This window comes from Polaromonas sp. P4_F9 (assembly GCF_056401235.1).
This window is the reverse complement of the sequence record NZ_JBFUJT010000034.1, coordinates 1-25375: the sequence shown is the minus strand read 5'-3', so window position 1 is coordinate 25375 and position 25375 is coordinate 1. Positions and strand designations below refer to the sequence as shown.

Below are 25375 nucleotides of genomic sequence, written 5' to 3'. Positions count from 1 at the left end.
GATGGTCTTTCGCGCTTATTCGCCGCCGTCGCCGCTATGGGAAACGAGCTCTTCTCTTGGCATTCGCCCCGTGGCTTGCCGCCACAGCGACCAGGTCATGACCAGCGCCATTCCGGCGCTGCTGATGAGCAGGCTCATGTAGATCAGGCCCAGAGGGATATCGGTCACAGGGGCCCGGTTATCCATGCCAAGCACCACCTGTTTCCAGGTGCCGTGGGCCAGCAGGGCACAGCACGTAAATGTCAGGCTGTCGGCCAAAAAGCGGCAAATGCGCTGCCCCTTCTCGCCCAGGCGGTCTATCAGGCTTGTCATGCCCAGATGAGCGTTGTCCTTCATCACCACCAGCGCACCGATCAAGGTGAGCCACATGAAGACAAAGCGCGAGACCTCCTCAGAAAATACGATGCCGGAATTAAACCCGTAGCGCAGAACCACGTTGCCGAAAATCAGGACGACCATCGTTCCAAGCAGGACGATGAGCAACCAGTCCACGGCGCGGGTGAACATTTTGACTGCCATAAAGCGTTACCGAGTGGCTGCTTACTTGACGGCTTCGACTGCGACAAGCAGCTCGGGCCCGTTTTTGGCGGTGTAGGTTTTCCGTACTTCTTCGCCCACCACGGCTTTGAAGGGGGCCGGGTCAAAGGTCTCGATCACGTTCATGCCGTTCTTGCGCAGATCGGCAATGATTCCTGCCTCGTTTTTCTGGTTCATGGTGCGTTGGAAAACTTTTGCATCGGCCGCCGATGACAACAACACCTTTTGCAGTTCCGGGTTGAGTGCGTCAAACTTTGTTTTGCTGAAGACGACAGGCATCGCGGTAAAGGCGTGCCTGGTCATGGTGAGATGCTTTTGCACTTCGTAAAATTTGGCCGCGTAGGTGATGTCAACCGGGTGTTCCTGTGCATCCACCGCACCCGATTCGAGCGCCTGGTACAACTCGCCCAAAGGCATCGGAACCGGGTTGGTGCCAAGCAGCTTCCAGGCTTGCAGGTGAATCGGGTTGGGCATGGTGCGAATCTTCAAACCCTTGACATCGGCCGGTGTCTTGACAGGCCGGTTTTTTGTCGTGATGGAGCGAAAGCCCACCTCCCAAAACGCCAGTTGCTTCAGACCGTTGCCTTCGAGCTCTTTCATCAGGCCCTGACCGATTGCACCGTCTACTGTGGCATAGGCATGCGCCGGGCTACGGAACAAAAAGGGAATGTCCAGCACTTCAAAATGCGAGGCCATGCCTGAGAAATTGCCGCTGCCTGCCATCATCATGTCGATGGTGCCGCCGCGCACCGCGCCCAAAACGGTCGAGTCATTACCCAGTTGGCTACCGGGGTAGACCTGAACCTCCAATTGCCCCTTGCTGCGGTCTTTGACGAGTTTGGCAAACTCCAGCGCGGCCAGATGCTGCGACGCGGTTTCCGGCCCGGCATGGGCAAAGCGGATTTTGGTGGTTTGCGCGTTGGCGCCCAGGGCTGAGGCAAGCACAGCGACAGAAAGAGCGAGTTTGAGAAAGGAACGGGTTTTCATGGTTTGTCTCCAGATTCAGAATTTTTTAAGGGCCAGCTAAGAAACTATTTGCCCCAGCGCAGGACCATGGGGTCGAGCCTCTGGGCGGTTTCGATCAGGCCTTTGCGGACTTCGGGATGCATCGCAGGAAAGGGGTGGCGTGGGGCTTCGCAGGAGATGACGCCACCGGCCTTCATTAGCGCCTTGGCCGTCAGGATGCCGCCCTGGCGGTTTTCGTAGTTGATCAGCGGCAGCCAGCGGGTGTACTCGGCCACAGCTTCTTCGCGGCGGCCCGCGGCATAGGCGTCCACGATGCGGCGTATGCCATCGGGGTAGCCGCCGCCGGTCATGGCGCCAGTGGCACCCGCGTCCAGGTCGGGCAGTAGGGTGATGGCTTCTTCGCCGTCCCACGGGCCTTCAATGGCATCGCCGCCCAGGCGGATCAGCTCGCGCAGTTTGGAAGCGGCACCGGCTGTTTCAATTTTGAAGTACGACACCTGCTTGATCTCTTTGGCCATGCGCGCCAGGAACGCTGGAGACAGCGGCGTGCCGCTCATGGGGGCATCCTGGATCATGATCGGGATGTTGATGGCGTCTGATAGCGCTGCGTAGAATTCGTAAATCTTCTCCTCGCTCGCTCGCAGGGTGGCGCCGTGGTAGGGCGGCATGACCATCACCATGGCGGCGCCAGCATCCTGTGCGCGGCGGCTGCGCTCGGCGCATACCCGCGTGCCAAAGTGCGTGGTGGTCACAACCACCGGCACCCGGCCCGCGACGTGCTTGAGGATGGTTTGCGTGAGCGTTTCGCGCTCGTCATCCGACAGCAAAAACTGTTCGGAAAAATTCGCCAGGATGCACAGGCCGTTCGAGCCCGCGTCTATCATGAAGTCGATGCAACGCTTCTGGCTTTCGAGGTCCAGCTCGCCCGCATCGTTGAAGGTGGTGGGCACCACCGGAAATACGCCCTTGAACCTGGCTGCCATGGTGCTCACTCGATGATGTTGAAGTCTTTGAGGAACTCGGTCTTGAGCGTCAGGCCCAGGCCGGGCTTGTTGTCGTCGAGCTGCAGGAAGCCGTTTTCCGCCACCGGCTCGCCGTCAAAGATGTAATAAAACAGCTCGTTGCCCACTTCCACGTCAAACATCGGGAAGTACTCGCTCATGGGCGAGGCCAGAGTGCTCATGGTCAGGTGGTAGTTGTGCATCTGTCCGGCGTGCGGAATCACCGGTACGCTATATGCCTCGCACAAGGCATTGATCTTGTGGGCCGCCGTGATGCCGCCCACGCGGTTGGTGTCGTACTGCACCACCGACACCGCTTTTTTGTCGAGCAACTGCTTGAAGCCGTACAGCGAAAACTCATGCTCGCCACCCGAAATCGGGATGCTGGTGAGCTGGTTCAGTTCGGCGTAGCCGTCAATGTCGTCGGCGATCACCGGTTCCTCGACCCAGCGCGGCTGGAATTTCTCCAGCTTGGGCAGCATGCGCTTGGCGTACTCCAGGTTCCAGCCCATGTAGCACTCGAGCATCAGGTCGTTGTCGTAGCCGATCACTTCGCGGATCGCTTCGACTGCCTTCAGGTTTTCCGCCACGCCCTTGGTGCCGTGGGCAGGGCCGTAACCGAAGCGCGACTTGAACATGGTGAAACCCTGGTCCAGGTATTTCTGCGCTTCGTCCTGCATGGCTTTGAGGTCGGTGCGGTAGAGCTTGGAGTAGTAGCAGGGGATTTTTTCCTTGGTCCGGCCGCCCAGCAGCTTGAACACCGGCTTGTTCACCGACTTGCCCAGGATGTCCCAGATAGCCAGGTCGATTGCCGAGATGGCGGCCATGGTCACGCCCTTGCGGCCCCAGGCGTGCGTGGCACGGTACATGCGCTGCCACAGGTACTCGTAGTCCCAAGGGTCCTGGCCCAGCACCAGCGGTGTGAGGTACTGGTCAATGATGGCTTTGGCGATAGCGGGCGCCAGTGCCACGTTGCCCAGGCCGATGATGCCGTCGTCGGTTTCAATTTCAACCACCGTCCAGGAGTGGAAGCGGAAGGTGCTCATGGTCTCCTTGTTGGAGTAGAGCAGGTCCATGGCGTTGGAGCAGAAATTACCCTGAGGCGGAACGGTTTTGCCTTTCCACTCAAACACACGTGCGCGAACTGATTTGATTTTCATGCTGGTTTCCTGTGAGGTGAATCTTTCGAGCCCTCTCCCGGGGGGAGGGTTGGGGAGGGGTGAGCCGGATTACTTCCCTTGGGGAGGTGCCGTCAGGCGTCCTCCCATGCGCTGCGCAATCTGAAAAGCGTTGAGCATGGCATTCACATCGGCCACGCCCTGGCCCGCAATGTCGTAAGCCGTGCCGTGTGCCGGCGTGGTAATGGGCACCGGCAAGCCGCCTTGCACCGTCACGCCCTTGCTGAAGCCCATGAGCTTGATGGCGATCTGCCCCTGGTCGTGGTACATGGTGACGATGGCCTGGTACTGACCATCGCGCGCCTTGAGAAAGATGGTGTCGGCGGGGAAGGGGCCATCGACCGGGAAGCCGCTGGCGCGCAACTCGCGCACGGCCGGCTCGATGATGTCGATCTCTTCGCGTCCGCACATACCGCCATCCCCGCCATGCGGGTTGAAGGCCGCGATCGCCACTGTGGGGCTGGCGGTGCCGCTGGCCTGCAGTGACCGGTAAATCAGGCGGGCGGCATCCACGATGCGCTCTTGGCTGAGCATGGACGCCGCGTCTTTCAGCGGAATGTGCGAGGACACGCGCGAGGTCCACAAGTCGCCGAGGGTGTTGAACTCGCAGAAGTAGCCGGTCACGCCCAGGTATTCGGCAAAGTGGTGCAGTTCGTCCTCGTGCTTCAGGCCGCCCAGCTTCATCGCCTGCTTGTTCAGCGGGGCAAAGCAAATGGCGTCGACCTCGCCGCGTTTGGCGCCGTCCATGCACAGGTTGAGCACCCGCAGTACCGCGGCGCCGCAAGCGGCCTGCGCCTGGCTGCGCTGTACCTGTTCCGGGCGAATGGTGTCGACGGCGAGAAAGGCCGGCAGGCGCTGGTCGGGGCGCTGGCGCACCTCGGCGAGGCTGGCAACGGCTTGCGTGGCCACGGTCTGCCCGGCAATGGCTTGGCCGTCCTGCCAGAGCCAGGGGTCGCCGATCAGCACGATATTGGCGTTGGCGGTGATGCCGGGCTGGCTCAGCAACCGCGCGATCAGCTCGGGACCGATGCCTGCAGCATCGCCCAACGTCAGGGCAATGACCGGTGTGGCTGCCGGTGTGGTTGCCGGTGTGGTGTGTTGGCTCATGGGTTCAATCCAGTCTGATGTTCTTTTTGGCGATCAGGTCGCCGTAGCGTTTGTTTTCAGCCGTGTGAAACTGTGCGAACTGCGCCTGCGTCATGGGCGTCAGGTCCGCGCCGATCGCGCCCAGGCGGGTCTGCGTTTCGGGCATGGCCAGTACCTTGGTGACTTCGGCGTAAACGCGCTCCTGCACGGCTTTGGGTGTGGAGGCCGGCATGTAGATGCCGTACCAGGCGCTCATTTCCACGCCCTTGAGACCGGCTTCGGCCATGGTGGGCACATCGGGAAGCTGCGGGTTGCGGCGGGAAGCCGCCACGGCCAGGGCCCGGATGCGGCCGTTCTTGATCTGCCCGATCACCGAGGGCATGGTGTCAAAGCTCAGCTGCACCTGGCCGCCGACCAGGTCGACCAGAGCCGGGCCGCTGCCGCGGTAAGGAATGTGCGTGATGAAGACGCCGGCCTGATCCTTGAACAGCTCGGCCGCGATGTGCTGCGTGCTGCCGGCGCCGCTGGTGGCGTAATTCAGTTTGCCGGGCTGGCTCTTGGCGAGCTTGACGAGCGACTGGACAGAATCAACTGGCAGGGCGTTGTTGACCACCAGTACATTGGGCACCGCGCCGACAAACACCACCGGCACCAGGTCCTTGTTGTTGTCGTAGCCGAGCTTGAGCAGGTGCGGTGCGATGGCGTGAGCGGTGGAAACACCCATCACCATGGTGTGGCCGTCAGTGGCCTTGGCGGTGACGTCGGCGGCCAGTGTGTTGGACACACCCGGGCGGTTTTCCACCACCACCGGTTGCTTGAGCAGCGGGCCCAACCGGTCCGCCACGGCACGGGCCATGGCGTCGGTTCCGCCACCGGGAGCCGAGCCCACCAGAATGCGGACGGGCTTGGTCGGCCAGTCCTGGGCCAGCGCCTGGGTTGCGCCGGCCAGCGCGCAGGCGGCTACCAGTAGGGAAGGGAGGAATTTCAAGGGTTTCATCGGCAGTCTCCTGATCATTGTTATGAGTGAATGCGCTGATGGTAGAGGCGGTAACAGTTAACGTAAATTGAAAATTGATGATTATTTGATAATCTGTAGTTATCATTAAAAATACTCGTCGAGGCCCTCAAGGCCCTCAAGGCCCTCAAGGCTCTCAAGGTCCTCATCTTTTTTCTGCACTGCTGTCATGTCCCATCCTGCACCCATTCCCCAGCTTCTTAACCGCCTGCGCATGCGCCAGGTGGCCCTCATCCTGGCGGTGGGCGAGCACGGCACCCTGCGCAAGGCTTCGGCCGAGCTGGGCATGACGCAGCCAGCGGCCACCAAAATGATCCAGGAGCTAGAGTCGGCCCTGGGTCAGCGCCTGTTTGAACGGGTCGGGCGCGGGCAGAAGCTCACCGCAGCGGGCACCAGCGTGCTGGGCTACTTTCGCGGCATGCGGGGCTCGATGGAATCGATGACGCGCGAACTGGCCGAGTTGCAGCTGGGCTCTTCGGGGCGGCTCTCCATCGGTACCATCATGGCGCCTTCACCCACCTTGCTGACGAACGCCATCATTGCGCTCAAGAAGGCCTACCCACTGTTGTCGGTCGGCATCACCATGGACACCAGCGACCGACTGCTGGAGTTGCTGCGCGAAGGCGCGCTGGACGTGGCGATTGGCCGTATGCGTGATGAACACTGGCAGGACTACAGTTTTGCGTCGCTGGATAACGAAGCGCTGTCGGTGGTGGTGGGGGCGCACCACCCGCTGGGCCACAAAAAATCGGTGAAGTTCGCCAGCCTGCTGGACTACCCCTGGATATTGCAGCCTACCGGCAGCCCGATGCGTGAGGTGCTGGACCAGGAGTTTCGCATGCTGCAGATGCCGGCGCCCCGAAGCCTGATTGAAACCGCTTCCATCCTGACCACGACCGACCTGATCGACAAGACGGACATGATTGCCGTCATGCCGCGGTCGATTGCCGACACCTATGCCCAACATGGCCTGCTCAAGGTCCTGCCTTGCGAGATCCGGCACAAGATGGAGTCGTTCGGCTCCATCACCCGCAAGGACCGGCCGCTCAGCGAGGCGGCGCGGTTTTTCCTCGGGGCGCTGCATCAGCGGGCGCCGTCTGGCCTCGCCGATGGGGTGTAGTTACCTGAAATTCAATCCGTATCCGACCGCCAGACCCGCGCCAGCGCAGCGAGCTTGCCGCGCACGCTGAGGCGGTCATTCGACAGTGCGTCGATAAAGTCGGACAGCTGTTTTGACTTGACCATGGTGTACAGCGTAAGCGTGGTGGTGGCGACAAACACCACGCCAAACCAGATTGCCTTGCGCCACAGCGGTGCGTCCGCCTCGGCCAGCAGGTTCATGCCCAGAAAGCCGGTCGTGATGGTGCCTATCAAACCGAACAGCGTGACCACGGTCAGCCGCACTACCGTGCTGGCCTGGCGACGCAGGCTGTCGGCGTCCAGGTAGGTGTTCATGTCGGCAATGCGCTCTTTGACCTCGTTGTAGAGCGGGTCAAGCCCCAGGTGGGTGGTGCACAGGTGTGACAGTGCGCGTACCTGGGCTTGCTCTGAAATCTCGTGAAACCAGTAGCGGTGGGTGAAGCGCAGAAAGCGCTCAAAACTGGCACGAATGGCGCGCTTGAAGTCCTTGACGCTGGGCGTGTTGTGGATGTCCAGCCGCTTGAGTGCCTCGACCAGCTGGTCGGAAAACATCAGCAGGGCGGCTTTTTGAAAGTGCGCAATCAGGAACAGCAGGAAGTGCTGGTGCCGAAACTGCGCCAGCACGCCGCGGTCGCCGCAGCAAAAGAAGGCTGAGTGTGCGTCGCCCACCACAATCAGGGCGTGGCCGTTGCACAGGTAGCGTGTGTTGGGTGCCGCGCCGGTATCGCCCCAGAAGCGGTCGTAGCAGTAGCGCTGTTCAAAATCAGCCAGGTGTTGTGCGGCGTGGGGCAGATTTCCGTCGGTCGCGCCCGCGCCAGTGACCAGCCCGAGCCGGATGAAGTCGGTGCGCGTGAGGCGGCGCGGGTCGTCGAGTGACAGATAGGCCATCACCGGCATCCGGTGGTACTCAATCTGGCGGTAGCGCAGGGTACCGGGCGTCTCCGAATGGTCGCTCACCAAGGGCTGCATCAGATAGGCCCAGTGGGCGGCAATGCGCGGCGCCCGGTGCTGGGCGACATGCGACAGGAATGCTTCGCGTTGCTGCGCGTCGGAGCTGGCGAGCACGGTGCCGTCGGCGGCCAGCCACTCCACGCTGGCCATGCAGTGCTGCGCAGCACCGTCGGCATCCCAGCCAGCGGGGTACGCGCGGCCGAAGCGGTAAAGCAGCTCTTGGGCCTGCGCCAGGCTCAGGTCGTTGGCGCAAATCTCAAGGTTGAGCAGCACCACGTCGATATCGAAGAAAAAATGGAGGTTGCAATGCTCCACGGCAAGCGTGACGGCCGCATCACCGGGCTGCGCCACCACGCGTACCGCGGCAATGTCGCGGCGCCGGAAGACCCGCATGGGCGAATCGCCATCGCTGCCGGGCGCTTTGCTGCCCTTGTTTTGCGAGCGTCCTTCGCCATACAGAAAACGCTGCACATAGGGCAAAAAGCTCACAAATTCGCTGTAGTGGCGCTCATGAAAACCTTCCCGGTCGCCGGTGTACTCGTCAAATTCTTCGCGCCAGGGTGTGGCATCTCCGAGCTCCCGAAGAACCTCCCAGGGGCCGTGGTGCAGGCGCTTTGCGTCTGCCGCCGCTATAAGACGCAACGGCCAAAGCAGGGATTGGCGAAACTGCTTCACGGCTGGTGTACTGGAAGCGGCGCTTGCGTCCCCGGAAGTGGGGCTGGTGATGGGGGGAGTCAGCATCGCCTCAGTGTAAGTGTGCAGGTCTGCCGGAGCATCCGGTATGCCCCCTATAAAACCGGTTTTATGTGCCGCAGCCCGTCGCATCGAAACCCGGCCGGCCGCCGCCCGGCGACTGGGTCATGGCCGCGGTGGCGATTTGGTGGTCCACCCTGGCTTGCCCCCGTGCGCACCGCCCTTAGCGCGATGTTTCGATCGCCCGGTCCACGTCCTCGATCAGGTCCTCGATGTCTTCGAGACCGACTGACAGGCGCACCAGCGCGTCGGGCAATCCGGCCTGCTGGCGCTGCGCGGGCGGGATGGCGGCGTGCGTCATCACCGTGGGCAGGCCGACCAGGGACTCGACACCGCCCAGGCTCTCGGCCAGCGCGAACAGCTTTGTCTGGGTCGTGAAACGGATATTGCGCTCCACCCCGCCTTGCAGCTCCAGCGAGATCATGCCGCCATAGGCGCGCATCTGCCGGCTGGCGAGCGCGTGATGGGGGCTGGACTCCAGGCCCGGGTAGGCGAGCTGCTTGACCTCAGGGTGGGCTGCCAGGTGGCGCGCCAGCTGCAGCGCGTTGTCACAATGCTGGCGCATGCGCACGGCCAGGGTTTTGATGCCGCGCAGCACGAGGAAGCAGTCCAGCGGACCCGGCACCGCGCCCACTGCGTTTTGCAGGAACTTGAGCTCCTGATACAGCGCTTCGTCATTGAGCACAAGGGCGCCGCCTATCACATCCGAGTGGCCGCCCAGGTATTTGGTGGTGCTGTGGATGACGATGTCCGCGCCCAGCCGCAGCGGCTGCTGCAGGTAGGGCGAGGCGAAGGTGTTGTCGACGGCAAGCCTGGCCTGGTGTTCGTGCGCGAGTTCGGCGATGGCGGCAATGTCGCACACGGTCAGCAGCGGGTTGCTCGGGGTTTCCAGCCAGACCAGCCGGCTTTGCGGGCGCAGCGCGGCGCGGATCGCGTCGAGCGACGTCGCGTCGACGAAGCTGGCCTGGATGCCAAAGCGCGCAAAGACCCTGGTCATCAGCCGGTAGGTCCCGCCATACAGGTCCTGCCCGCAGACCACATGGTCGCCGCTGCTGAGCGACTGCAGCACGGTGGACTCTGCCGCCAGGCCGCTGGCGAAGGCCAGGCCGTAAGCCCCGTCCTCCAGCGCCGCCAGATTCGCCTCCAGCGCGCTGCGCGTGGGGTTGGCGGTGCGCCCGTAGTCGTAGCCCTTGTGCTGGCCGGGTGCTTGCTGCACGAAGGTGGAGCTCAGGTACACCGGTGTCATGATCGCGCCGGTGGTCGGGTCCGCCGGCTGGCCGGCGTGAATGGCTTGGGTGGAAAAGCGCATGGCGTGCCTCGCTGAATCTGAAATCAGGATAGCGGTGCTGAATCGGGCTTGGCGTCGAGGTAGCCATGCTCCCGCATCCAGTCGTCGTTGTAGAGCTTGCCCAGGTACTGGCGGCCGCCGTCGGGCAGCACTACCACCATGAGGTCGTTCGGGCCCAGTTTTTCAGCCGCCTGCAGCGCGGCCAGCATCGCGGCGCCCGAGGAGCCGCCGGCGAAGATGCCCTCGTCGCGGGCGAGCCGGCGCGCCATCAGGAAGCTGTCCCGGTCGCTGACCTGGATCACGTCGTCGATGACGTGCCAGTCCAGCGCCTTGGGGATGAAGTCTTCGCCTATGCCTTCGAGCCGGTAGACGTGGGGCTGCACCGTCGCCCCGCGGTGGAACAGCTCATGGAAGATCGAACCCTGCGGATCGACGCCGATCACCCGGACCATGGCGTTTTGTTCCTTGAGGTAGCGGCCGGCGCCGCTGATGGTGCCGCAAGTGCCCATGCCGCAGATGAAATGGGTGACCATGCCCCCGGTGTCGTTCCAGATTTCGGGGCCGGTGCTCGCGTAGTGCGCCAGCGTGTTGTCCGGGTTGTCGTACTGGTTGCAGAGGAAGGCGCCGGGGATGTCACGCGCCAGCCGCTGCGCCACCTGGATGTAGCCGCGCGGATCGTCGGGCGGCACGTCGGTGGGGCAGACGATGACCTCGGCGCCCATGGCCCGCAGCATGTCGATTTTTTCCTTGGACTGCTTGTCGGCGATGGTGAACACCGTCTTGTAGCCGCGCCCGGCGGCAAACAGCGCCAGGCCCATGCCGGTGTTGCCCGAGGTGCATTCCACGATGGTCGCACCGGGGACTATCTCGCCGCGCCGCTCGGCCTGCTGGATCATGTACATGCCGATGCGGTCCTTGACCGAACCACCCGGGCTCAGGAACTCCAGCTTGGCATAGACCGCGCAGGGCAGGTGCCGGGTGAGCTGGTTCAGGCGCACCAGCGGCGTGTGGCCGATCGCGTCCAGGATGCTTTCATATCTCATGGCAGCCCCCATTGGCGTGTTGCGACATGCGAGCCCGGCTGTGGGAACGGCACGGGCTGTTCATCCACTGTAGTCGCTTCACGCCGGTTCGTGAAGCCGCCCGGTCATCCGTTCTACCTTCTGCCCGCGAACCGGGCCGCCCGGGTAAACGGGAGGGCGTTCAGGGATGTAGCGTGATGCGCTATCAAAACTATAGTGACTGCGGGCGCGTGGCCGCTTTACCGTCCATCCTGCCAACCGCCGCCCAGCGACTGGATCAAGGCTACGGCGGTGGTTTGGCGGTCGGCCATGGCCTGCACCAGCGCGCGCCGTGCGCTCAGCGCCGTGGCCTGCGCGGTGATGACTTCGGTGTAGCCGACCTGGCCGCCGCGATAGCGGTTGAACACCTGTTGCTCGACCTGGTCGGCGGCGTCTGAGGCCTGGCGCCGCAAGTCCTGCTGCACCAGCAGCACGCGGGTGGCGGAAAGCTGGTCTTCCACATCCTGGAACGCCGCCAGCACGGCCTGCCGGTAACGCGCCACAGCCTGTTCGTGCGAAGCCTGCGCGCCTTCGACACGGGCGCCGGTGGCTCCCGCATTGAACAGCACCTGCGCGGCCGACAGGCCCAGCGACCAGAAGCTGGTGGAGGCTTTGAAGAGGTCGGCCACACGGCTGGCGGCGCTACCGGCCGAGGCGCTCAGGTTGAGGCTGGGGAAGTAGGCGCTTTTGGCGATGCCGATCTGCTCGTTAGCCTGGGCCACGCGGCGCTCGGCTGCCGCGATATCGGGCCGGCGCTGCAGCAGCGTGGAAGGCACGCCGACCGGAACCTCTGGCACCACGGGTGTCCAGGCGGTGGGCGCGAGCGTGAAATTGCCGGGCGCCTCGCCCACCAGCACCGCGATGGCATGCTCGAGCTGGGCCCGCTGGCGCACCAGCCCTGCGGCTTCGGCCCTGGCGTTGGCCAGTTGGGTTTGCGCCTGCAGCACATCGGTCTTGGCGGCAATGCTGGCCGCGTAGCGGTTTTGCGTGATCTCGAGTGCACGCTCGTAGCCGGCAATCGTGTTTTCCAGCAAGGCTTTTTGCGCGTCGGTCTGGCGCAGCGAAAGGTAGTTGACGGCGAGTTCGCCCTGGGCCGAGAGTTTGGCCGAGGCCAAGTCTGCTGCGCTCGCCTGCGCACCGGCACTGGCGCCGTCGACGGCCCGGCCCAGGCGGCCCCAGACGTCGGGCTCCCAGCTGCCGCCTATGCTGAGCTGGTAGTTGTTGCCGATGCGCCCGCCAGCGCCAGCGCCAGAACTGCTGCTGCCACTGCCGCTGCTCTTCGAACGGCTGGCTCCGCCGTCGAGCGTGACCGAAGGAAAGAGCGATGCCCGCTGCTCGCGTACCAGGGCACGCGCCTGCGCGTAGGCGGCCACCGCCAGCGCCACGTTCTGGTTGGACACCTCGACCCGTGACTGCAGCTGGTCCAGCACCGGGTCGCCAAACAACGCCCACCACGGGCCGCGCTCCAGCGCATCGGCCGGCGCGGCGGGCACCCAGCCTTCGGCTTCCTTGAAGGCGCTGACCTCTGCGGTGGCCGGGCGCTTGTAATCCGGGCCGACCGCGCAGCCTGTGGCCAGCAGTGTCAGTGCGGCGGCCATCACGTAGTGATAGTAGCGGCAGGGGTGCAATTTCAATTCCTTGTACATACTTTTTCACCTTTTGGTGCCATACCTGTCACGCTTGTTCCTTCGACTTTCCCTCGCTGGGGGAAGGCAGGGGATGGGGGGCCCTGTTGTATGGATTCACTGCCGGTCAAACAGTCAGTCGCCGCAGGCCCCCATCCCAACCTTCCCCCAGCGGGGGAAGGAGCGAGAGCCAGGTATTGTTGATGTCGGTTATCACTCATTGCAGTTGCAGTGGAGCGCCGGGCGGCGGCACGCCGGGTTCGTCGGGGTGGCGGCTGAGCAGGCGCTCCGACGGGCTGCGGCGGCGCAGCTTGTCGAGCAGTACATAAACCACCGGCGTGGTCAATAAGGTGAGCAACTGGCTGGCAATCAGCCCGCCAATGATGGAAATGCCCAGCGGGCGGCGCAGCTCGGCGCCCTCGCCAAAGCCTATGGCCAGCGGCAGGGCGCCGACGATGGCGGCCAGCGTGGTCATCAGGATGGGGCGAAAGCGCAGCAGGCAGGCTTCGCGCACCGCCTGCGTGGCGGAGAGGCCGCGTGCCCGTTCGGCTTCCAGCGCAAAGTCAATGATCAGGATGGCATTTTTCTTCACGATGCCGATCAGCAGGAAAATGCCGATCAGTGCAATGATGGAAAAGTCCATCTTGAACAGCAGCAGCGCCAGCACTGCCCCCACGCCGGCCGAGGGCAGGGTGGACAGCACAGTGAGGGGGTGGATCAGGCTCTCGTACAAGATGCCAAGCACGATATAGATCACCACCAGCGCGGCCAAAATCAGCAGCGGCTGCTTGTTTTGCGATTCCTGGGCATCCCGCGCCGACCCGGAAAAACTGCCGCGCACATTGTTGGGCAGGCGAATCTCGGCTTCAGCCTGCTTCACGGCAGCCTGGGCATCGCTGAGCGTGCTGCCCTCCGCCAGGTTGTAGGAAATCGTGGTGGAGAGCTCGCCGTCCTCGTGGTTGACCGATGCGGCCTTGGCGTTTTCGCTGAACCGCGCAACGGTCGACAGCGGCACCATGGTGGTGGCCGACGAGCTCAGGGCCTGGCCGCTGGACGGGTCGCGCAGGGCCGGGTTGATGACGGTTGTGGATGCGCTGGATGCGGATGCGGTCGTCGTGGCGGAGCTGGTGCCCGAGGTGGTGCTTGAAGTTGTGCCTGAGGTTGTGTTTGACGTGGTGAGGCTGCTGGTCTTCGCCGGAATGTAGATGTCCTTGAGCGCCTCGGGGCTGCGGATAAACCGTGGCGCCACCTCCATGACCACCCGGTACTGGTTCAGGTCGGCATAGATGGTGGCCACCTGGCGCTGGCCGAAGGCGTTGTACAAGGCGTTGTCCACGTCGCGCGAGCTGATGCCCAGACGCGCCGCGCTGTCCTTGTCCACGGTGACCATGGTCTCCACGCCGTTTTCCTGCTGGTCGGTGTCCACGTCGGTCAGCGCATCCTGGCGCTTCATCTGGTCGGCCAGCCGCATCGCCCAATCGCGCAGGTCGGCCGCGTTGTCACTTTTGAGCGTGTACTGATAGGTCGAACTGCTCTGGCGGCCACCACCGCGCAGGTCCTGCACGGTGTTGAGGAAAAGGCTGACGCCCGTGACTTGCGCCAGCTGCGGGCGCAGCCGTGCAATGACCGCCTGGCCGGATTCGGTGCGCTGGGCCACGGGTTTGAGGTTGATGAACATGAAGCCGCCGCCCGCCCGCGAGCCGCCGGTGAAGCCGACCACGGTGTCCACGGCCGGGTCGCGCCGGATGATGTCGACCAGCTGCCGCAGCTTGCCCTGCAGGGCCTGAAAGGAAATGCTCCTGTCGGCGCGCAGGCCGGCGTTGATCTGCCCGGTGTCCTGTTGCGGGAAAAACCCCTTGGGCGCCTTGACGTAGAGGTAGACATTGAGCGCCACCACCGTCAGCAAAATCAGCATGACCAGCAGCTTGCTGGCCAGTGCCCAGTCCAGGCTCACCTCGTAGCTGCGGTGCACACGCTGATAAGCGCCTTCAAGCCAGCGCGGGATGAAGGCAAAGCGCCCGGGCGGCTTGCGGGCGCGTCCGGCCGTGGAGGGGGGCTTGAGCATCCAGGCACACATCATCGGTGTGGTGGTCAGCGAGATCAGCAGGGAAATCATCACCGCCGCCGACAGCGTCACGGCAAATTCGCGAAACAGCCGTCCGGTTTGCCCGCCCATGAACAGCAGCGGAATGAACACCGCCACCAGCGACAGGCTGATGGACAGCACGGTGAAGCCGACTTCGCGCGCACCCAGCAGCGCGGCCTTGAAGCGGTCCATGCCGGCCTCGATGTGGCGGCTGGTGTTCTCCAGCACGACGATGGCGTCGTCCACCACAAAGCCGGTGGCCACGGTGAGCGCCATCAGGCTCAGGTTGTTGAGGCTGAACCCGAGCAAATACATCACGCCAAAGGTGCCGAGCAGGGAGACGATGGTGGCCACGGCTGGAATGACCGTGGCGCGCGCACTGCGCAAAAATGCGCTGACCACCAGCACCACCAGTGCAATCGAGATCAGCAGGGTGAGCTCAATCTCGCGGAGCGAGGCGCGTATCGAGTTGGTGCTGTCCGAGGCCACCTGTAACTGCACATCCTGCGGCAACTGGGCCTGCAGCTCGGGCAGCAGGGCGCGTACGCCATCCACGGTCTCAATCACATTGGCGCCTGGCTGGCGCGTGACCAGCACAATGACGGCCGGGCTGCCGTTGAACAGGCCCAGGGTGTTGGTGTTTTCCACGCCATCCACCACCTCGGCCACATCGCCCAGCCGCAGGGCCGCGCCATTGCGCCAGGCCACCACCAGACCCCGGTAGTCGGCCGCCTTGAGCCCGCCCGTGGCGGTGTTGGCGCCAGAATAAATCTGCAGGCGCTGGCCATTGCCTTCAATCGCGCCCTTGGGCCGGTTGGCGTTGGAGGCCTGCAGGGCCGCCCGCACATCTTCCATGCTGACGCCATAGCGGTTGAGGGCGAATGGGTTCAACTCGACGCGCACGGCAGGCAGTGAACCGCCGCCCAGCTCGACATCGCCCACACCCGGCACCTGGGCGATTTTTTGCTGCACCACATTCGACACTTCGTCGTAGATCTGCCCCGGTGAACGGGTTTTGGACGTGAGCGCCAGGATGATGACGGGCGCTGAAGCCGGGTTGGCCTTGCGGTAGGTCGGGTTGCTGCGCAGCGTGGCTGGCAAGTCCGCGCGCGAGGCATTGATGGCGGCCTGCACTTCACGCGCGGCGGCATCGATGCTGCGGTTCAGGTCAAACTGCAGGCTGACACGGGTGGAGCCCGTGCCGCTGTTGGAGGTTATTTCATTCACGCCGGCAATCACGCCAAGGCGCCGTTCCAGCGGCGTGGCGACGCTGCTGGCCATGGTGTCGGGGCTGGCGCCGGGCAGCGAGGCGCTGACCGAGATGACCGGGAAATCAACCTGCGGCAGGGGCGAGACGGGCAGCACAAAGAACGCGCCTATGCCGGCCAGGGCGATGCCTATGGTCAGGAGGACGGTGGCGACCGGGCGGCGGACGAAGGGCTCGGAGAGGTTCATGACACAGCTCCCGCTGGGTCGTGGTGCGGTCGGGTACTCGTCGGCAGGGACTCTTGCTTAGGATGGAGGCCGGGGGTAGCCCGGCGGCTAGTAACTTTCTTTTGCTTCGCCAAAAGAAAGTCACCAAAGAAAAGGCGACCCGCAGTCTGGGTCCCTTCGCTGCGCTGCGGGCAACCTGCGCTGCTCGACTCCGGCGGGGGGCCGCAGAACTCGCTTCGCTCAAACAACTGCGGCCCTGATCCCGCCTCCATCTGCGCTGCTCGGCCCAGCCAGAACGGGGCAGTCCGAATACCAAATACCGAACCCCAAGACAAAGACGACCAAGACAAACAAGGACACGCCATGGCGTGTCCTCGTGGTTTTAGGTATTCGGCTTTGGTATTCCTTGCCCCCACCCCTTCTGTATGCGCCGAGGAGCGCAGGGCCAGGCGGATCAGGGATCGCGATTGTCTGAGCCGCAGGCGAGTTGAGCGAGACCCCGCCTGGACCGAGCACCGCAGGTTGCCCCGGAGCGAAGCGCAGGGGACGCAGACAGCAGGGTCGCCTTTTGGTATTCGCGTAACTTCGCCTTGCGAAGTGAGCGAATCCCCACTGCGTGAACTTTGCTTACTTTCTTTTGGCGAAGCAAAAGAAAGTGAGTTGCCGCCGGGCAACCCCCGGCCAGCAGTCCTCAGCAAAGACCGACCGGCTTGAAAGCAGGAAACAGCTCTCACACCACAACCTCCACCTTCCGCCCCCGCCCAAACCTGCGCCCCATCCGGTCAAACGCCAGGTAAATCACCGGCGTGGTGAACAGCGTCAGCATCTGGCTCACGATCAGGCCGCCGAAGATAGCGAGGCCCAGCGGCCGGCGTAGCTCGGCGCCTTCGCCCCAGCCCAGCATTAGCGGCACCGCGGCAAACAACGCCGCCAGCGTCGTCATGAGGATGGGGCGAAAGCGCAGCAGGGCCGCCTGATGGATCGCCTCCTGCGCTGACTTGCCTTCGTTGCGCTCGGCGTCAATTGCAAAGTCGATCATCATGATGGCGTTCTTTTTCACAATGCCGATCAGCAAAATGATGCCGATGATGCCGATCACCCCCAGGTCGGAGCCGCTGATCATCAGCGCCAGCAATGCGCCGACGCCGGCAGAGGGCAGGGTGGAAAGAATGGTCAGCGGATGGATATAGCTTTCATAGAGCACGCCCAGCACGATGTACACGCAGACGATCGCCGCCAGGATCAGCCAGAGCTGGTTGGATAGCGACGACTGGTAGGCGCCGGCCGCGCCCAGGAAGGTCATGGTCACGCTGCCCGGCATGGCGATATCTTTGGCCACCTGTTTGATCTCACTGACGGCCTTTCCCAGCGAAACACCCGGTGCCGTGTCAAAGCCCAGCGTGGTGGCGGGGTACTGGGCCACGTGGGTAATTTGCAGGGGGGCGGGCCGCTCTGCAATGGTGGCAATCGCCGAGAGCGGGGTGGTGATGCCTGAGCCTGTTTTCAGTTGCAGGTTGCCGAGCGCGGCCGGCGTCGTCAGCTGATCGGGCATGGCTTCGAGGATCACGCGGTACTGGTTGGTCTCGGTAAAAATTGTGGAGACTATGCGCTGGCCAAAGGCGCTGTAGAGCGCGTCGTCGATGGAAGAGGCCGTGATGGACAGCCGTGACGCCGTGTCGCGGTCTACCGTGATGTAGGCCGCTGCACCGCTGGAGCCGGCATCGGACGCCACATTGCGCACGCTGCCAAGCGTCTGCATGCGCTGCGCGAGTTTGGTGGCCCATTGCACGACCGTGGCGTCGTCGGCACCTTCGATGGACACGCGGAACTGGGTCGGGCCGGTTTCGGCATCGATGGTCAGGTCCTGCGTGGGTTGCAGGTAGAGCGTCACGCCGGCGACCTTGCCCACGCGCTCCTTCAGGCGGTCCATGGTGGCCTGCTGGCTGCCGCTGCGTTCGCGCTTGAGGTTGATCAGCATGCGGCCGGTGTGCAGCATGGTGTTGTTGGCGGCATCCACACCGATGAAGGAGCTCAGCGTGTTGACATCGGGATCTTCCAGAATGGCTTGGGCTGCCGCCTGCTGCAAGTCGGCCATGCGGGCGTACGAAACCGACTGCGCGGTTTCGATGCGGGCCTGCAGCTGGCCGGTGTCCTGGGTGGGGAAGAGGCCTTTGGGAATCACTATATAGAGCAGCACCGTCAGCAGCAGCGTGCCCAGCGCCACCAGCAAGGTGGCGCCCTGGCGCTGGAGCACCCAGCTCAGCCAGCGGTCATACCGTGCAATCACGCGGTCCGTCAGGGCCTGCAGCCGCGCGCCTGTCTTGCTGCCTTCGCCCGCAGGCAGGTGCCTGAGCCAGCGTGCCGACATCATGGGCACCAGCGTCAGCGACACCACGGCCGAAATTAGGATCGTGATGGCCAGGGTGACCGCGAATTCGCGGAACAGCCGACCCACCACGTCGCCCATGAAGAGCAGCGGAATCAGCACGGCAATCAGCGAGACGGTGAGCGAAATAATGGTGAAGCCGATCTGCTTGGCTCCCTTGAATGCAGCGGCCAGAGGCTCTTCGCCTTGCTCGATGTAGCGCGAGATGTTTTCAATCATCACGATGGCGTCGTCCACCACAAAGCCGGTGGCAATCGTGAGTGCCATCAGGCTGAGGTTGTTCAGGCTGTAGCCCAGCAGGTACATGGCGCCGCAGGTGCCGATCAGCGAGATCGGCACGGCCAGGCTGGCAATCACGGTGGCGCGCACGCTGTGCAAGAAGACAAAGATCACCAGCACCACCAGCAGCACGGCCAGCAGCAGCTCGATCTCCACATGCAGGACCGAGGCGCGTATGCCGGTGGTGCGGTCGCTCAGCACATCGACCTTCATCGACGCCGGCAAGCCGGTCTGCAACTCGGGCAGGCGCGCCTTGATGGCATCAACCGTGGCGATGACATTGGCGCCGGGCTGGCGCTGCACGTTCAGGATGATGGCCGGTTTCAGACCGCTCCAGGCGCCAAGCTTGATGTTCTCGGCGCTGTCAACCACCTGGGCCACTTCAGAAAGGCGAACGGCCGCGCCGTTGCGCCAGGCAACGATCAGGTTTTGGTAGTCGGTGGCGGCCAGCAGCTGGTCGTTGGAGTTGATGGAATAAGCGCGGGTCGGACCGTCGATGCTGCCCTTGGCGCCATTGGCATTGGCGGCGCTGATGGCGGTGCGCAGCGAGTCGAGCGCCAGCCCGTAAGAGGCCAGCGCCCGGGTGTCTGCCTGGATGCGCACGGCGGGGCGCTGTCCGCCGCTGAGCGACACCAGCCCCACGCCGTTGACCTGGCTGATTTTCAGGGCCAGGCGGGTATTGACAATGTTCTGCACCTCCGTGAGCGGCATGGTGTCGGAGGTAATGGCCAGGGTGAGCACCGGCGCGTCCGCCGGGTTGACCTTGGCATACACCGGCGGCGCAGGCAGGTCGGCCGGCAACAGCGAGCCACCGGCGTTGATGGCCGCCTGCACTTCCTGTTCGGCCACATCGAGCGTGAGGCCGAGGCTGAACTGCAAGGTGACGATGGATACGCCGGCGGCGCTGGTCGAGCTCATGCGCTGCAGCCCGGCCATCTGGCCGAACTGGCGCTCCAGCGGCGCCGTCACGGTTTGCGCCATGACTTCCGGGCTGGCGCCGGGGTAGAGCGTTTGCACCTGGATCGTCGGGTAATCGACCTGCGGCAATGCCGACAGCGGCAGGAACTTGAAGCCGACCAGGCCCGCCAGCACGATGGCGACCATCAGCAGCGAGGTGGCTACCGGCCGGAGGATGAAGGGGCTTGACGGGCTCATGCTGTCTTGACTCCCGCTCTTGCCGGAGTTGCTCCCTCCCTTTCCGGGGACGGGCAAAGGAAGGAGCAATACATGCCCGTCATGAGCCGTCAGCTGGCGAAGCGCGGCGCCGCCGCCGTGGGCCGGAGGCCGGGTCCGCAGGCGCCTCGGCGGCAGGGCCAGAAGCCGATGCGGACGGGGATGATGCGGGCCCGCCGGGACGCTGGCGCTTGCCGGCGAAACCGGAGCCGCCACCACCGCCAGCGGGCTGGTCACCGGGCAGGATCACCTTGGCGCCGTCCTTCAGGCGGTCGGCGCCTTCCGTGATGACGCGCTCGCCGGGCTGCAGCCCGGACGCGATCACAATCTTGTCGACCGTGGCCTGGCCGCGTTGCACGGGCCGCAGGCTCACGGTGCGCTCGGCGGTATTGACCACATACACATAGTCGCCGGTGCTGCCATGGCGCAGTGCCGTCACGGGCACCACCACGGCGTTGTCAATCGTCTTGACCAGCAGTTGCACATTGACGAACTGGCTGGGGAAGAGCGTCAGCTTGCTGTTGGCAAAGCGTGCCTTGGCCTTGATCGTGCCGGTTTGCGTGTCGACCTGGTTGTCCAGCGAGGCGAACACGCCGGTGTCCAGCGTGGTGGATCGCGTCCGGTCGAGCGCTGTGACCTTCATGGCGGCGCTGCCGCCAGCGCTTTGCTGCAGCTCGCCAAGCTGGTCCTGCGGAATGGAAAACACCACGTCAATCGGGCTGACCTGCGTGATCAGCGCGATGCCGTTGGCGTCGCTGCTGCTCACTACGTTGCCGACGTCCACCGTGCGCAGGCCCACCCGGCCACTGACCGGCGCCACGACCCGGGTGTAGCCCAGGTTGAGGCGGGCCGTGCCCTCGGTGGCCTTGTCAATGACAACCGTGCCTTCCAGCTGCTTGACCAGTGCGGCCTGGGTGTCGACTTCCTGGCGGGCAATCGAGTCCTGCTCCAGCAGGGTCTTGAAGCGCTGCAGGGTGACGCGGGCGCTGTCGAGTTGCGCTTCGTCGCGCTGGCGCTGGCCGGAGGCCTGCATCAACGCCATTTCAAACTGGCGCGGGTCTATGGTGGCCAGCAGGTCGCCGGCCTTGACCATCTGGCCTTCCTTGAACAGCACTTTTTCCATGACACCGGACACCTGGGGGCGCACCTTGACGGTGGCCTGCGGTGTGACGGTACCCAGCGCCTCAAGAACCACCGGAATGCTGGCCTGCTCGGCGGTGGCTACTCCCACCGTGGTGGCGGGTGGTCCACGCCGTCCGGCAGCGCCCCCCGGCCCGGCTGCCGTATTGCCAGCTTCCGACGAAGGATGGGTCAGGTGCCAGGCCAGCCAGCCGGTACCGGCCAGGGCCAGCACTGCCAGCACGCCGCCGATGATGGATGCACGGCGGCTCAATCGTTTACCGGGATGGGGCGCGGCGCTGGTGTGCGGCGTTTCGGCTTTGGGGTCCATCAGCAGTCCTTGTTGCCTGCCACGACAACGGGATCGCCGTGGCATTTATTGTTTGTGTTTGATGGGTGCTATCGGTGTTCTGCATGCTCCGCATGAACTTCAGGGTGGCGCATTCCTCGTGATCGCCGCCAGGCCTGCATCGCATGCTCACAATTAATTATCACTGCAACCCTCCGGGCGCAGGTGTACCGCTCGAAAGCTCTGCGTAAACGTCCGGTAAAGAGAAACGCCTGCCACGTCACCCCACGTCACCGTTTGTCAGCCGCAGGACGCCAGCGGGCATTCGAGTCAATGATTGCTATTGTTCTGATAGCGGTTTGTTTCGGGGTTTTTCAGGTTTTTTTGGCTGGTGGCTTATTTGTTCTGAAAATGGCCAGGTGTCTGTCCCATTGCCGATTTGAACATGGCTGAGAACGCGCTGTCGCTTGCATAGCCACTGGCCGCGGCCACCAAACTCACCGGCGTGCCACGCGCCAGCAGGGGCAGGGCGTGCGCCAGGATGGCCTGCTGACGCCATTGGTGGTAGCTCAGGCCCAGTTCGTCGCGAAAAAGCCGCGCCACCGTGCGCTCGCTGGCGCCAATCCCGGCGGCCCACTCGGCCAGCGTGGCGCGTTCCGAGGGCGCGCCCAGCACGGCTTCGCACAGCGCGCGCAGCCGCTTGTCGCCGGTTTGCGGATGCGGCAGCGGTACACCCAGCGCCTGGGTGTCGGCATGGGTGATCTCGTCAAGCACCAGGCTGCTGAGCAACTGTTCGCGTGCGGCCGTCAGGGGTCGCCCGGCGGGTGCGTCAAGCGCATGAATCGACTCCCGCAGAAGCGGCGATACCACCATGACGCGGCACCCTTCCCAGCCTTCGGGCGTGACACTCGCGTCGATGTAGAGCGTGCGTAACTCGGCGGCTTCCAGCACCGTGACGTGATGCCGCGCACCGGGGGCAATCCAGACCGCGCGCGACGGCGGAACGATGTAGGTGATCTCGCCCCCGGCCTTGTCGCCCTGCTCGGCCGTGACCTGCACGACACCGGTGGCGCAATAGGCCAGTTGTGCCCAGGCATGCGAATGCGGTTTGAAATGCGTGTCGACCGGCATGGCGCGGGCCCGCACGCGCACGGGGCGTTGCCGGCTGGGCGTGAAGGGGTCCGTGTCGCCCACCGGCATGAATTGGAGGCGGGTGTTACGGGCCATGGTGCAGCGGCACCCCGGGGAGAGGGGTGTTTGATGGTTTGTCTGAAATTCGCAGAATCATGGCTTTTTGTCGTATTCCGGCAAGTGAGACCAATACTACGATAGCGCCATGAATACTTCAAGCACTGCGAATGTGGCTGTGGCAGCTGTTACTACAGCTCCCGCCTCTACTCCGGCCGCTGCTTCGTTGCGGCAGGACGCCAGCATCATCGGCCTGGTCGGCACCGCCCACCTGATCAGCCACTTCAGCCAGCTTTTGCTGGCGCCGCTGTTCCCCTGGCTCAAGGAAGCGTTCAGCGTGAGTTACGCCGAGCTGGGGTTTTTGATGACGATTTTTTTCGTCGTCTCCTGCGCGGTGCAGGCTTTGTCGGGTTTTGCGGTGGACCGTTTTGGCCCGCGCCCTGTTCTGTTTGGCGGGCTGAGCCTGCTCGGCATTGCCGCCCTGGGTTATTCCATCAGCACCAGCTACTGGATGATGGCCGGGTTTGCCGTGATCGCCGGTCTGGGCAATGGCGTGTTTCATCCGGTGGACTACACGCTGATCAACCGCAAGGTGAGTCCGTCGCGCCTGGGCCATGCCTACAGTGTGCATGGCATCACCGGCAGCCTGGGCTGGGCGCTGGCGCCGGCGCTGGTGGTCACACTCACTTTTGCCGCGTCATGGCGTGTGGCATTGGCCGCAGCGGGCGTGCTGGTCTTTGCGGTGATGGGAGTGCTGCTGCTGAATCGCGACAAGCTCACACTCAATGTAACAACGCCCGGCAAGGGTGCCGCTGCTCCCGACAGCTCCTTGAGCTTTCTCAGGATTCCCGCGGTGTGGATGTGCTTTGCGTTCTTCTTCTGGTACGCCATTGTGCTGAGCGTGGTGCAGGCCTTTGCACCCGAAGCTGCCCGTCATCTGCATGGCGTGCCCCTGGCGCTGGTGGCGATGTGCCTGACGATCTACATGGTGTGCAGCGCGGGCGGCATGGTGCTGGGCGGCTTTCTGGCCGCCGACCCCGCCCGTTGCGAGCGCATCGTCGGCATTGGTTTCGGGGCGGCGGCCGTTGTAGCGCTGCTGCTGGCCCTGGGCAGCTTTGCCGCGTGGATGGTGCCCGTGCTGTTCGGCGCCATGGGTTTTGCATCGGGCATTGCGGCGCCTTCGCGGGATTTGCTGGTCAAGCGCTCCACGCCTGACAACGCCTCCGGCCGCGTCTACGGCGTGGTGTATGCGGGGCTCGACATTGGCCAGGCTGTCGCGCCGCTGATCTTTGGCGTGATGATGGACCACGGCCAGTACCGCGGCGTGCTGCTGGGTTTGGCGCTGGTGCAAGCGGTGCTGATTGCCAGCGCGTTCAAGGTGCGCAAGGTGCGGCGAACCGCGCAGGCTATCGCCTGAGGCGCGTGCGCTGGATGCCGCTGGGGGGCGCGTTCAATGTGGCGCTGCACGCTTGCAGGCACCCATAAATCCGTTGGAGTCTTGCTCAGGGTAAGGCGTTAGCGGTAATTGTTTCAAAAGTCACAAATTGTGACAATTATTGCAGTAAGTAGAACGCATGGGTTTATGCGGCTAATAACCGGACGTTGGCCGCGCCGGCGCACACCGTGCCAATGTTATGGGGTATGTCGGGCCTGTCCTGATAAATCGCCCCTTCTGATTCGGACGTGCCTCACTGAAGTCAGGTGCCGCCTTTGGACTCTTATACATGAGTGCAAAAGAGCGGAAAAACTGGGGATGGCAGGGCGCTACAACTGGTTGCAAACTTTCACCAACGGATCGAGCCGGGCTCGCCGCAGGGATGAAAGTCCACGCATTCATTGACACAGCAGAGCCGAAGGAGAGTTGACATGGCTGAAATTCTTGGAACCAGCAGCAATGAAGTCCTGACGGGGGGGGCTGGCACCGACACAATTGATGGTGGTGGCGGCAACGACATCATCAACTCCGGAGCCGGCAACGACATCATCGATGGCGGCTCCGGCAGCGACCGGCTCAATGGGGGATCGGGTAGCGATACGTTGGTTTACAACCTCAGCGACCTTGGCGTTCAATTATTACCGAGCACCGATATCTATACGGGTGGGGCGGGGAAGGACACGCTCGTCATCAATTTAGCATCTACGGCGGAGTGGAATACCTATCAAACCCAAATCCAGGACTACTTGGCAAAGCTGGTTGCCGTTACCAATGCGAAGACGGGTGAGGTTTCAAATGGGAGCGGGAGCGACTTTAATTTCACATTCGGATCATCTACCTTAACGGTGCAGATGATCGAGAAACTGGAGGTTTACGTCGGGAACGTCAAGATCGTTGACTCTACTGACACGTTAAACCCGAGCGTGACGGTCAATATCGCCGCCGCATCTCTCAACGACGCCACCAACAGCTCGGTGGTGACCTTTAACTTCAGCGAGGCGCCCATCGGCTTCACCGCCGCCGACATTACGGCGACCCACGGCTTGATCACCAACCTGGTGGTCGATGCGACCAACCCGCTGGTCTATACCGCCACCTTCACGGCCGACAACGGCTTTGAGGGCCAGGGCTCGGTGACGGTGGTGGCGGCCAGCTACACCGACGTGACCGGCAACACCGGTTCTGCGGGCAGCGACAGCGTGACGATCGACACGGAAAACCCGACGGTGGCGATCGCCTTCGTCGACAGCGCGTTGAGCGACACCGACAACAGCTCTGTGGTGAACTTCACCTTCAGCGAGGCGCCGGGCGCCAGCTTCGTCCTGGGCGACATCAGCGCGACCCACGGCACGGTGACGGACCTGGTGCAGGACGACGCCACGCAC

17 protein-coding genes are annotated in these 25375 nt (G+C 63.6%); 3 read left to right on the top strand and 14 right to left on the bottom strand.

Annotation, left to right across the window (positions count from 1 at the left end; genetic code table 11):
- Positions 1 to 15 precede the first annotated feature (15 nt).
- From AC1DUB_RS23255 to AC1DUB_RS23230, 6 genes are all read right to left on the bottom strand, one after another.
- The gene (locus AC1DUB_RS23255) at positions 16 to 507 is read right to left on the bottom strand and encodes a TRAP transporter small permease (RefSeq protein WP_477731532.1); all 492 of its coding nucleotides are present in this window, start codon (positions 505 to 507) and stop codon (positions 16 to 18) included.
- A gap of 33 nt (positions 508 to 540) precedes the next feature.
- Positions 541 to 1524: a TRAP transporter substrate-binding protein gene (locus AC1DUB_RS23250; RefSeq protein ID WP_477731531.1), complete on the bottom strand. Its 984-nt coding sequence runs from the start codon at positions 1522 to 1524 to the stop codon at positions 541 to 543.
- 44 nt (positions 1525 to 1568) lie between these two features.
- On the bottom strand, positions 1569 to 2486 hold the full coding sequence (locus AC1DUB_RS23245) for a dihydrodipicolinate synthase family protein (RefSeq protein WP_477717235.1): 918 nt from the start codon (positions 2484 to 2486) through the stop codon (positions 1569 to 1571).
- A gap of 5 nt (positions 2487 to 2491) precedes the next feature.
- On the bottom strand, positions 2492 to 3664 hold the full coding sequence (locus AC1DUB_RS23240; RefSeq protein WP_477717234.1) for an L-rhamnonate dehydratase: 1173 nt from the start codon (positions 3662 to 3664) through the stop codon (positions 2492 to 2494).
- Positions 3665 to 3733: 69 nt separating this feature from the next.
- Positions 3734 to 4789 carry a 4-hydroxythreonine-4-phosphate dehydrogenase PdxA gene (locus tag AC1DUB_RS23235; protein ID WP_477731530.1) on the bottom strand — a complete coding sequence of 352 codons (1056 nt, stop codon included), beginning with the start codon at positions 4787 to 4789 and terminating at the stop codon, positions 3734 to 3736.
- Positions 4790 to 4793: 4 nt separating this feature from the next.
- On the bottom strand, positions 4794 to 5765 hold the full coding sequence (locus AC1DUB_RS23230) for a Bug family tripartite tricarboxylate transporter substrate binding protein (RefSeq protein ID WP_477731529.1): 972 nt from the start codon (positions 5763 to 5765) through the stop codon (positions 4794 to 4796).
- A gap of 187 nt (positions 5766 to 5952) precedes the next feature.
- Between AC1DUB_RS23230 and AC1DUB_RS23225 the strand changes: the two genes are divergently transcribed.
- Complete coding sequence (locus AC1DUB_RS23225; protein WP_041388832.1) at positions 5953 to 6903, top strand: LysR family transcriptional regulator; 951 nt, start codon at positions 5953 to 5955, stop codon at positions 6901 to 6903.
- An 11-nt stretch (positions 6904 to 6914) separates the two neighbouring features.
- On the opposite strand, the gene AC1DUB_RS23220 is transcribed toward AC1DUB_RS23225, so the two are convergent.
- From AC1DUB_RS23220 to AC1DUB_RS23185, 8 genes are all read right to left on the bottom strand, one after another.
- Positions 6915 to 8615, bottom strand: coding sequence for a hypothetical protein (locus AC1DUB_RS23220; RefSeq protein WP_477731528.1), 1701 nt, complete (start codon positions 8613 to 8615; stop codon positions 6915 to 6917).
- Between the two features lie 175 nt (positions 8616 to 8790).
- Positions 8791 to 9936 carry a cystathionine gamma-synthase gene (locus AC1DUB_RS23215; protein ID WP_477731527.1) on the bottom strand — a complete coding sequence of 382 codons (1146 nt, stop codon included), beginning with the start codon at positions 9934 to 9936 and terminating at the stop codon, positions 8791 to 8793.
- A gap of 23 nt (positions 9937 to 9959) precedes the next feature.
- On the bottom strand, positions 9960 to 10958 hold the full coding sequence (locus tag AC1DUB_RS23210) for a PLP-dependent cysteine synthase family protein (protein WP_477731526.1): 999 nt from the start codon (positions 10956 to 10958) through the stop codon (positions 9960 to 9962).
- A 218-nt stretch (positions 10959 to 11176) separates the two neighbouring features.
- Positions 11177 to 12622: an efflux transporter outer membrane subunit gene (locus AC1DUB_RS23205; protein WP_477731525.1), complete on the bottom strand. Its 1446-nt coding sequence runs from the start codon at positions 12620 to 12622 to the stop codon at positions 11177 to 11179.
- Between the two features lie 196 nt (positions 12623 to 12818).
- Complete coding sequence (locus tag AC1DUB_RS23200) at positions 12819 to 16142, bottom strand: efflux RND transporter permease subunit (protein WP_477731524.1); 3324 nt, start codon at positions 16140 to 16142, stop codon at positions 12819 to 12821.
- 709 nt (positions 16143 to 16851) lie between these two features.
- Positions 16852 to 19941 (bottom strand): efflux RND transporter permease subunit, encoded by a 3090-nt coding sequence (locus tag AC1DUB_RS23195; protein ID WP_477731523.1) that lies wholly within the window; start codon positions 19939 to 19941, stop codon positions 16852 to 16854.
- 79 nt (positions 19942 to 20020) lie between these two features.
- Positions 20021 to 21409, bottom strand: coding sequence for an efflux RND transporter periplasmic adaptor subunit (locus AC1DUB_RS23190; RefSeq protein WP_477731522.1), 1389 nt, complete (start codon positions 21407 to 21409; stop codon positions 20021 to 20023).
- A 354-nt stretch (positions 21410 to 21763) separates the two neighbouring features.
- Entirely contained in the window at positions 21764 to 22594 is an 831-nt protein-coding gene (locus AC1DUB_RS23185) for an AraC family transcriptional regulator (protein WP_477731521.1), read from the bottom strand.
- A 109-nt stretch (positions 22595 to 22703) separates the two neighbouring features.
- On the opposite strand from AC1DUB_RS23185, the gene AC1DUB_RS23180 reads away from it, so the two are divergent.
- Positions 22704 to 23972 carry an MFS transporter gene (locus AC1DUB_RS23180; RefSeq protein ID WP_477731520.1) on the top strand — a complete coding sequence of 423 codons (1269 nt, stop codon included), beginning with the start codon at positions 22704 to 22706 and terminating at the stop codon, positions 23970 to 23972.
- 449 nt (positions 23973 to 24421) lie between these two features.
- Positions 24422 to 25375: Ig-like domain-containing protein (locus tag AC1DUB_RS23175; RefSeq protein WP_477731519.1), on the top strand; the 954-nt coding region annotated here is incomplete at its 3' end.

Coding starts and splice junctions, on each gene's coding strand:
- AC1DUB_RS23255 (WP_477731532.1), bottom strand. CDS start 507: ATGTTCACCCGCGCCGTGGACTGGTTGCTCATCGTCCTGCTTGGAACG.
- AC1DUB_RS23250 (WP_477731531.1), bottom strand. CDS start 1,524: ATGAAAACCCGTTCCTTTCTCAAACTCGCTCTTTCTGTCGCTGTGCTT.
- AC1DUB_RS23245 (WP_477717235.1), bottom strand. CDS start 2,486: ATGGCAGCCAGGTTCAAGGGCGTATTTCCGGTGGTGCCCACCACCTTC.
- AC1DUB_RS23240 (WP_477717234.1), bottom strand. CDS start 3,664: ATGAAAATCAAATCAGTTCGCGCACGTGTGTTTGAGTGGAAAGGCAAA.
- AC1DUB_RS23235 (WP_477731530.1), bottom strand. CDS start 4,789: ATGAGCCAACACACCACACCGGCAACCACACCGGCAGCCACACCGGTC.
- AC1DUB_RS23230 (WP_477731529.1), bottom strand. CDS start 5,765: ATGAAACCCTTGAAATTCCTCCCTTCCCTACTGGTAGCCGCCTGCGCG.
- AC1DUB_RS23225 (WP_041388832.1), top strand. CDS start 5,953: ATGTCCCATCCTGCACCCATTCCCCAGCTTCTTAACCGCCTGCGCATG.
- AC1DUB_RS23220 (WP_477731528.1), bottom strand. CDS start 8,615: ATGCTGACTCCCCCCATCACCAGCCCCACTTCCGGGGACGCAAGCGCC.
- AC1DUB_RS23215 (WP_477731527.1), bottom strand. CDS start 9,936: ATGCGCTTTTCCACCCAAGCCATTCACGCCGGCCAGCCGGCGGACCCG.
- AC1DUB_RS23210 (WP_477731526.1), bottom strand. CDS start 10,958: ATGAGATATGAAAGCATCCTGGACGCGATCGGCCACACGCCGCTGGTG.
- AC1DUB_RS23205 (WP_477731525.1), bottom strand. CDS start 12,622: ATGTACAAGGAATTGAAATTGCACCCCTGCCGCTACTATCACTACGTG.
- AC1DUB_RS23200 (WP_477731524.1), bottom strand. CDS start 16,142: ATGAACCTCTCCGAGCCCTTCGTCCGCCGCCCGGTCGCCACCGTCCTC.
- AC1DUB_RS23195 (WP_477731523.1), bottom strand. CDS start 19,941: ATGAGCCCGTCAAGCCCCTTCATCCTCCGGCCGGTAGCCACCTCGCTG.
- AC1DUB_RS23190 (WP_477731522.1), bottom strand. CDS start 21,409: ATGGACCCCAAAGCCGAAACGCCGCACACCAGCGCCGCGCCCCATCCC.
- AC1DUB_RS23185 (WP_477731521.1), bottom strand. CDS start 22,594: ATGGCCCGTAACACCCGCCTCCAATTCATGCCGGTGGGCGACACGGAC.
- AC1DUB_RS23180 (WP_477731520.1), top strand. CDS start 22,704: ATGAATACTTCAAGCACTGCGAATGTGGCTGTGGCAGCTGTTACTACA.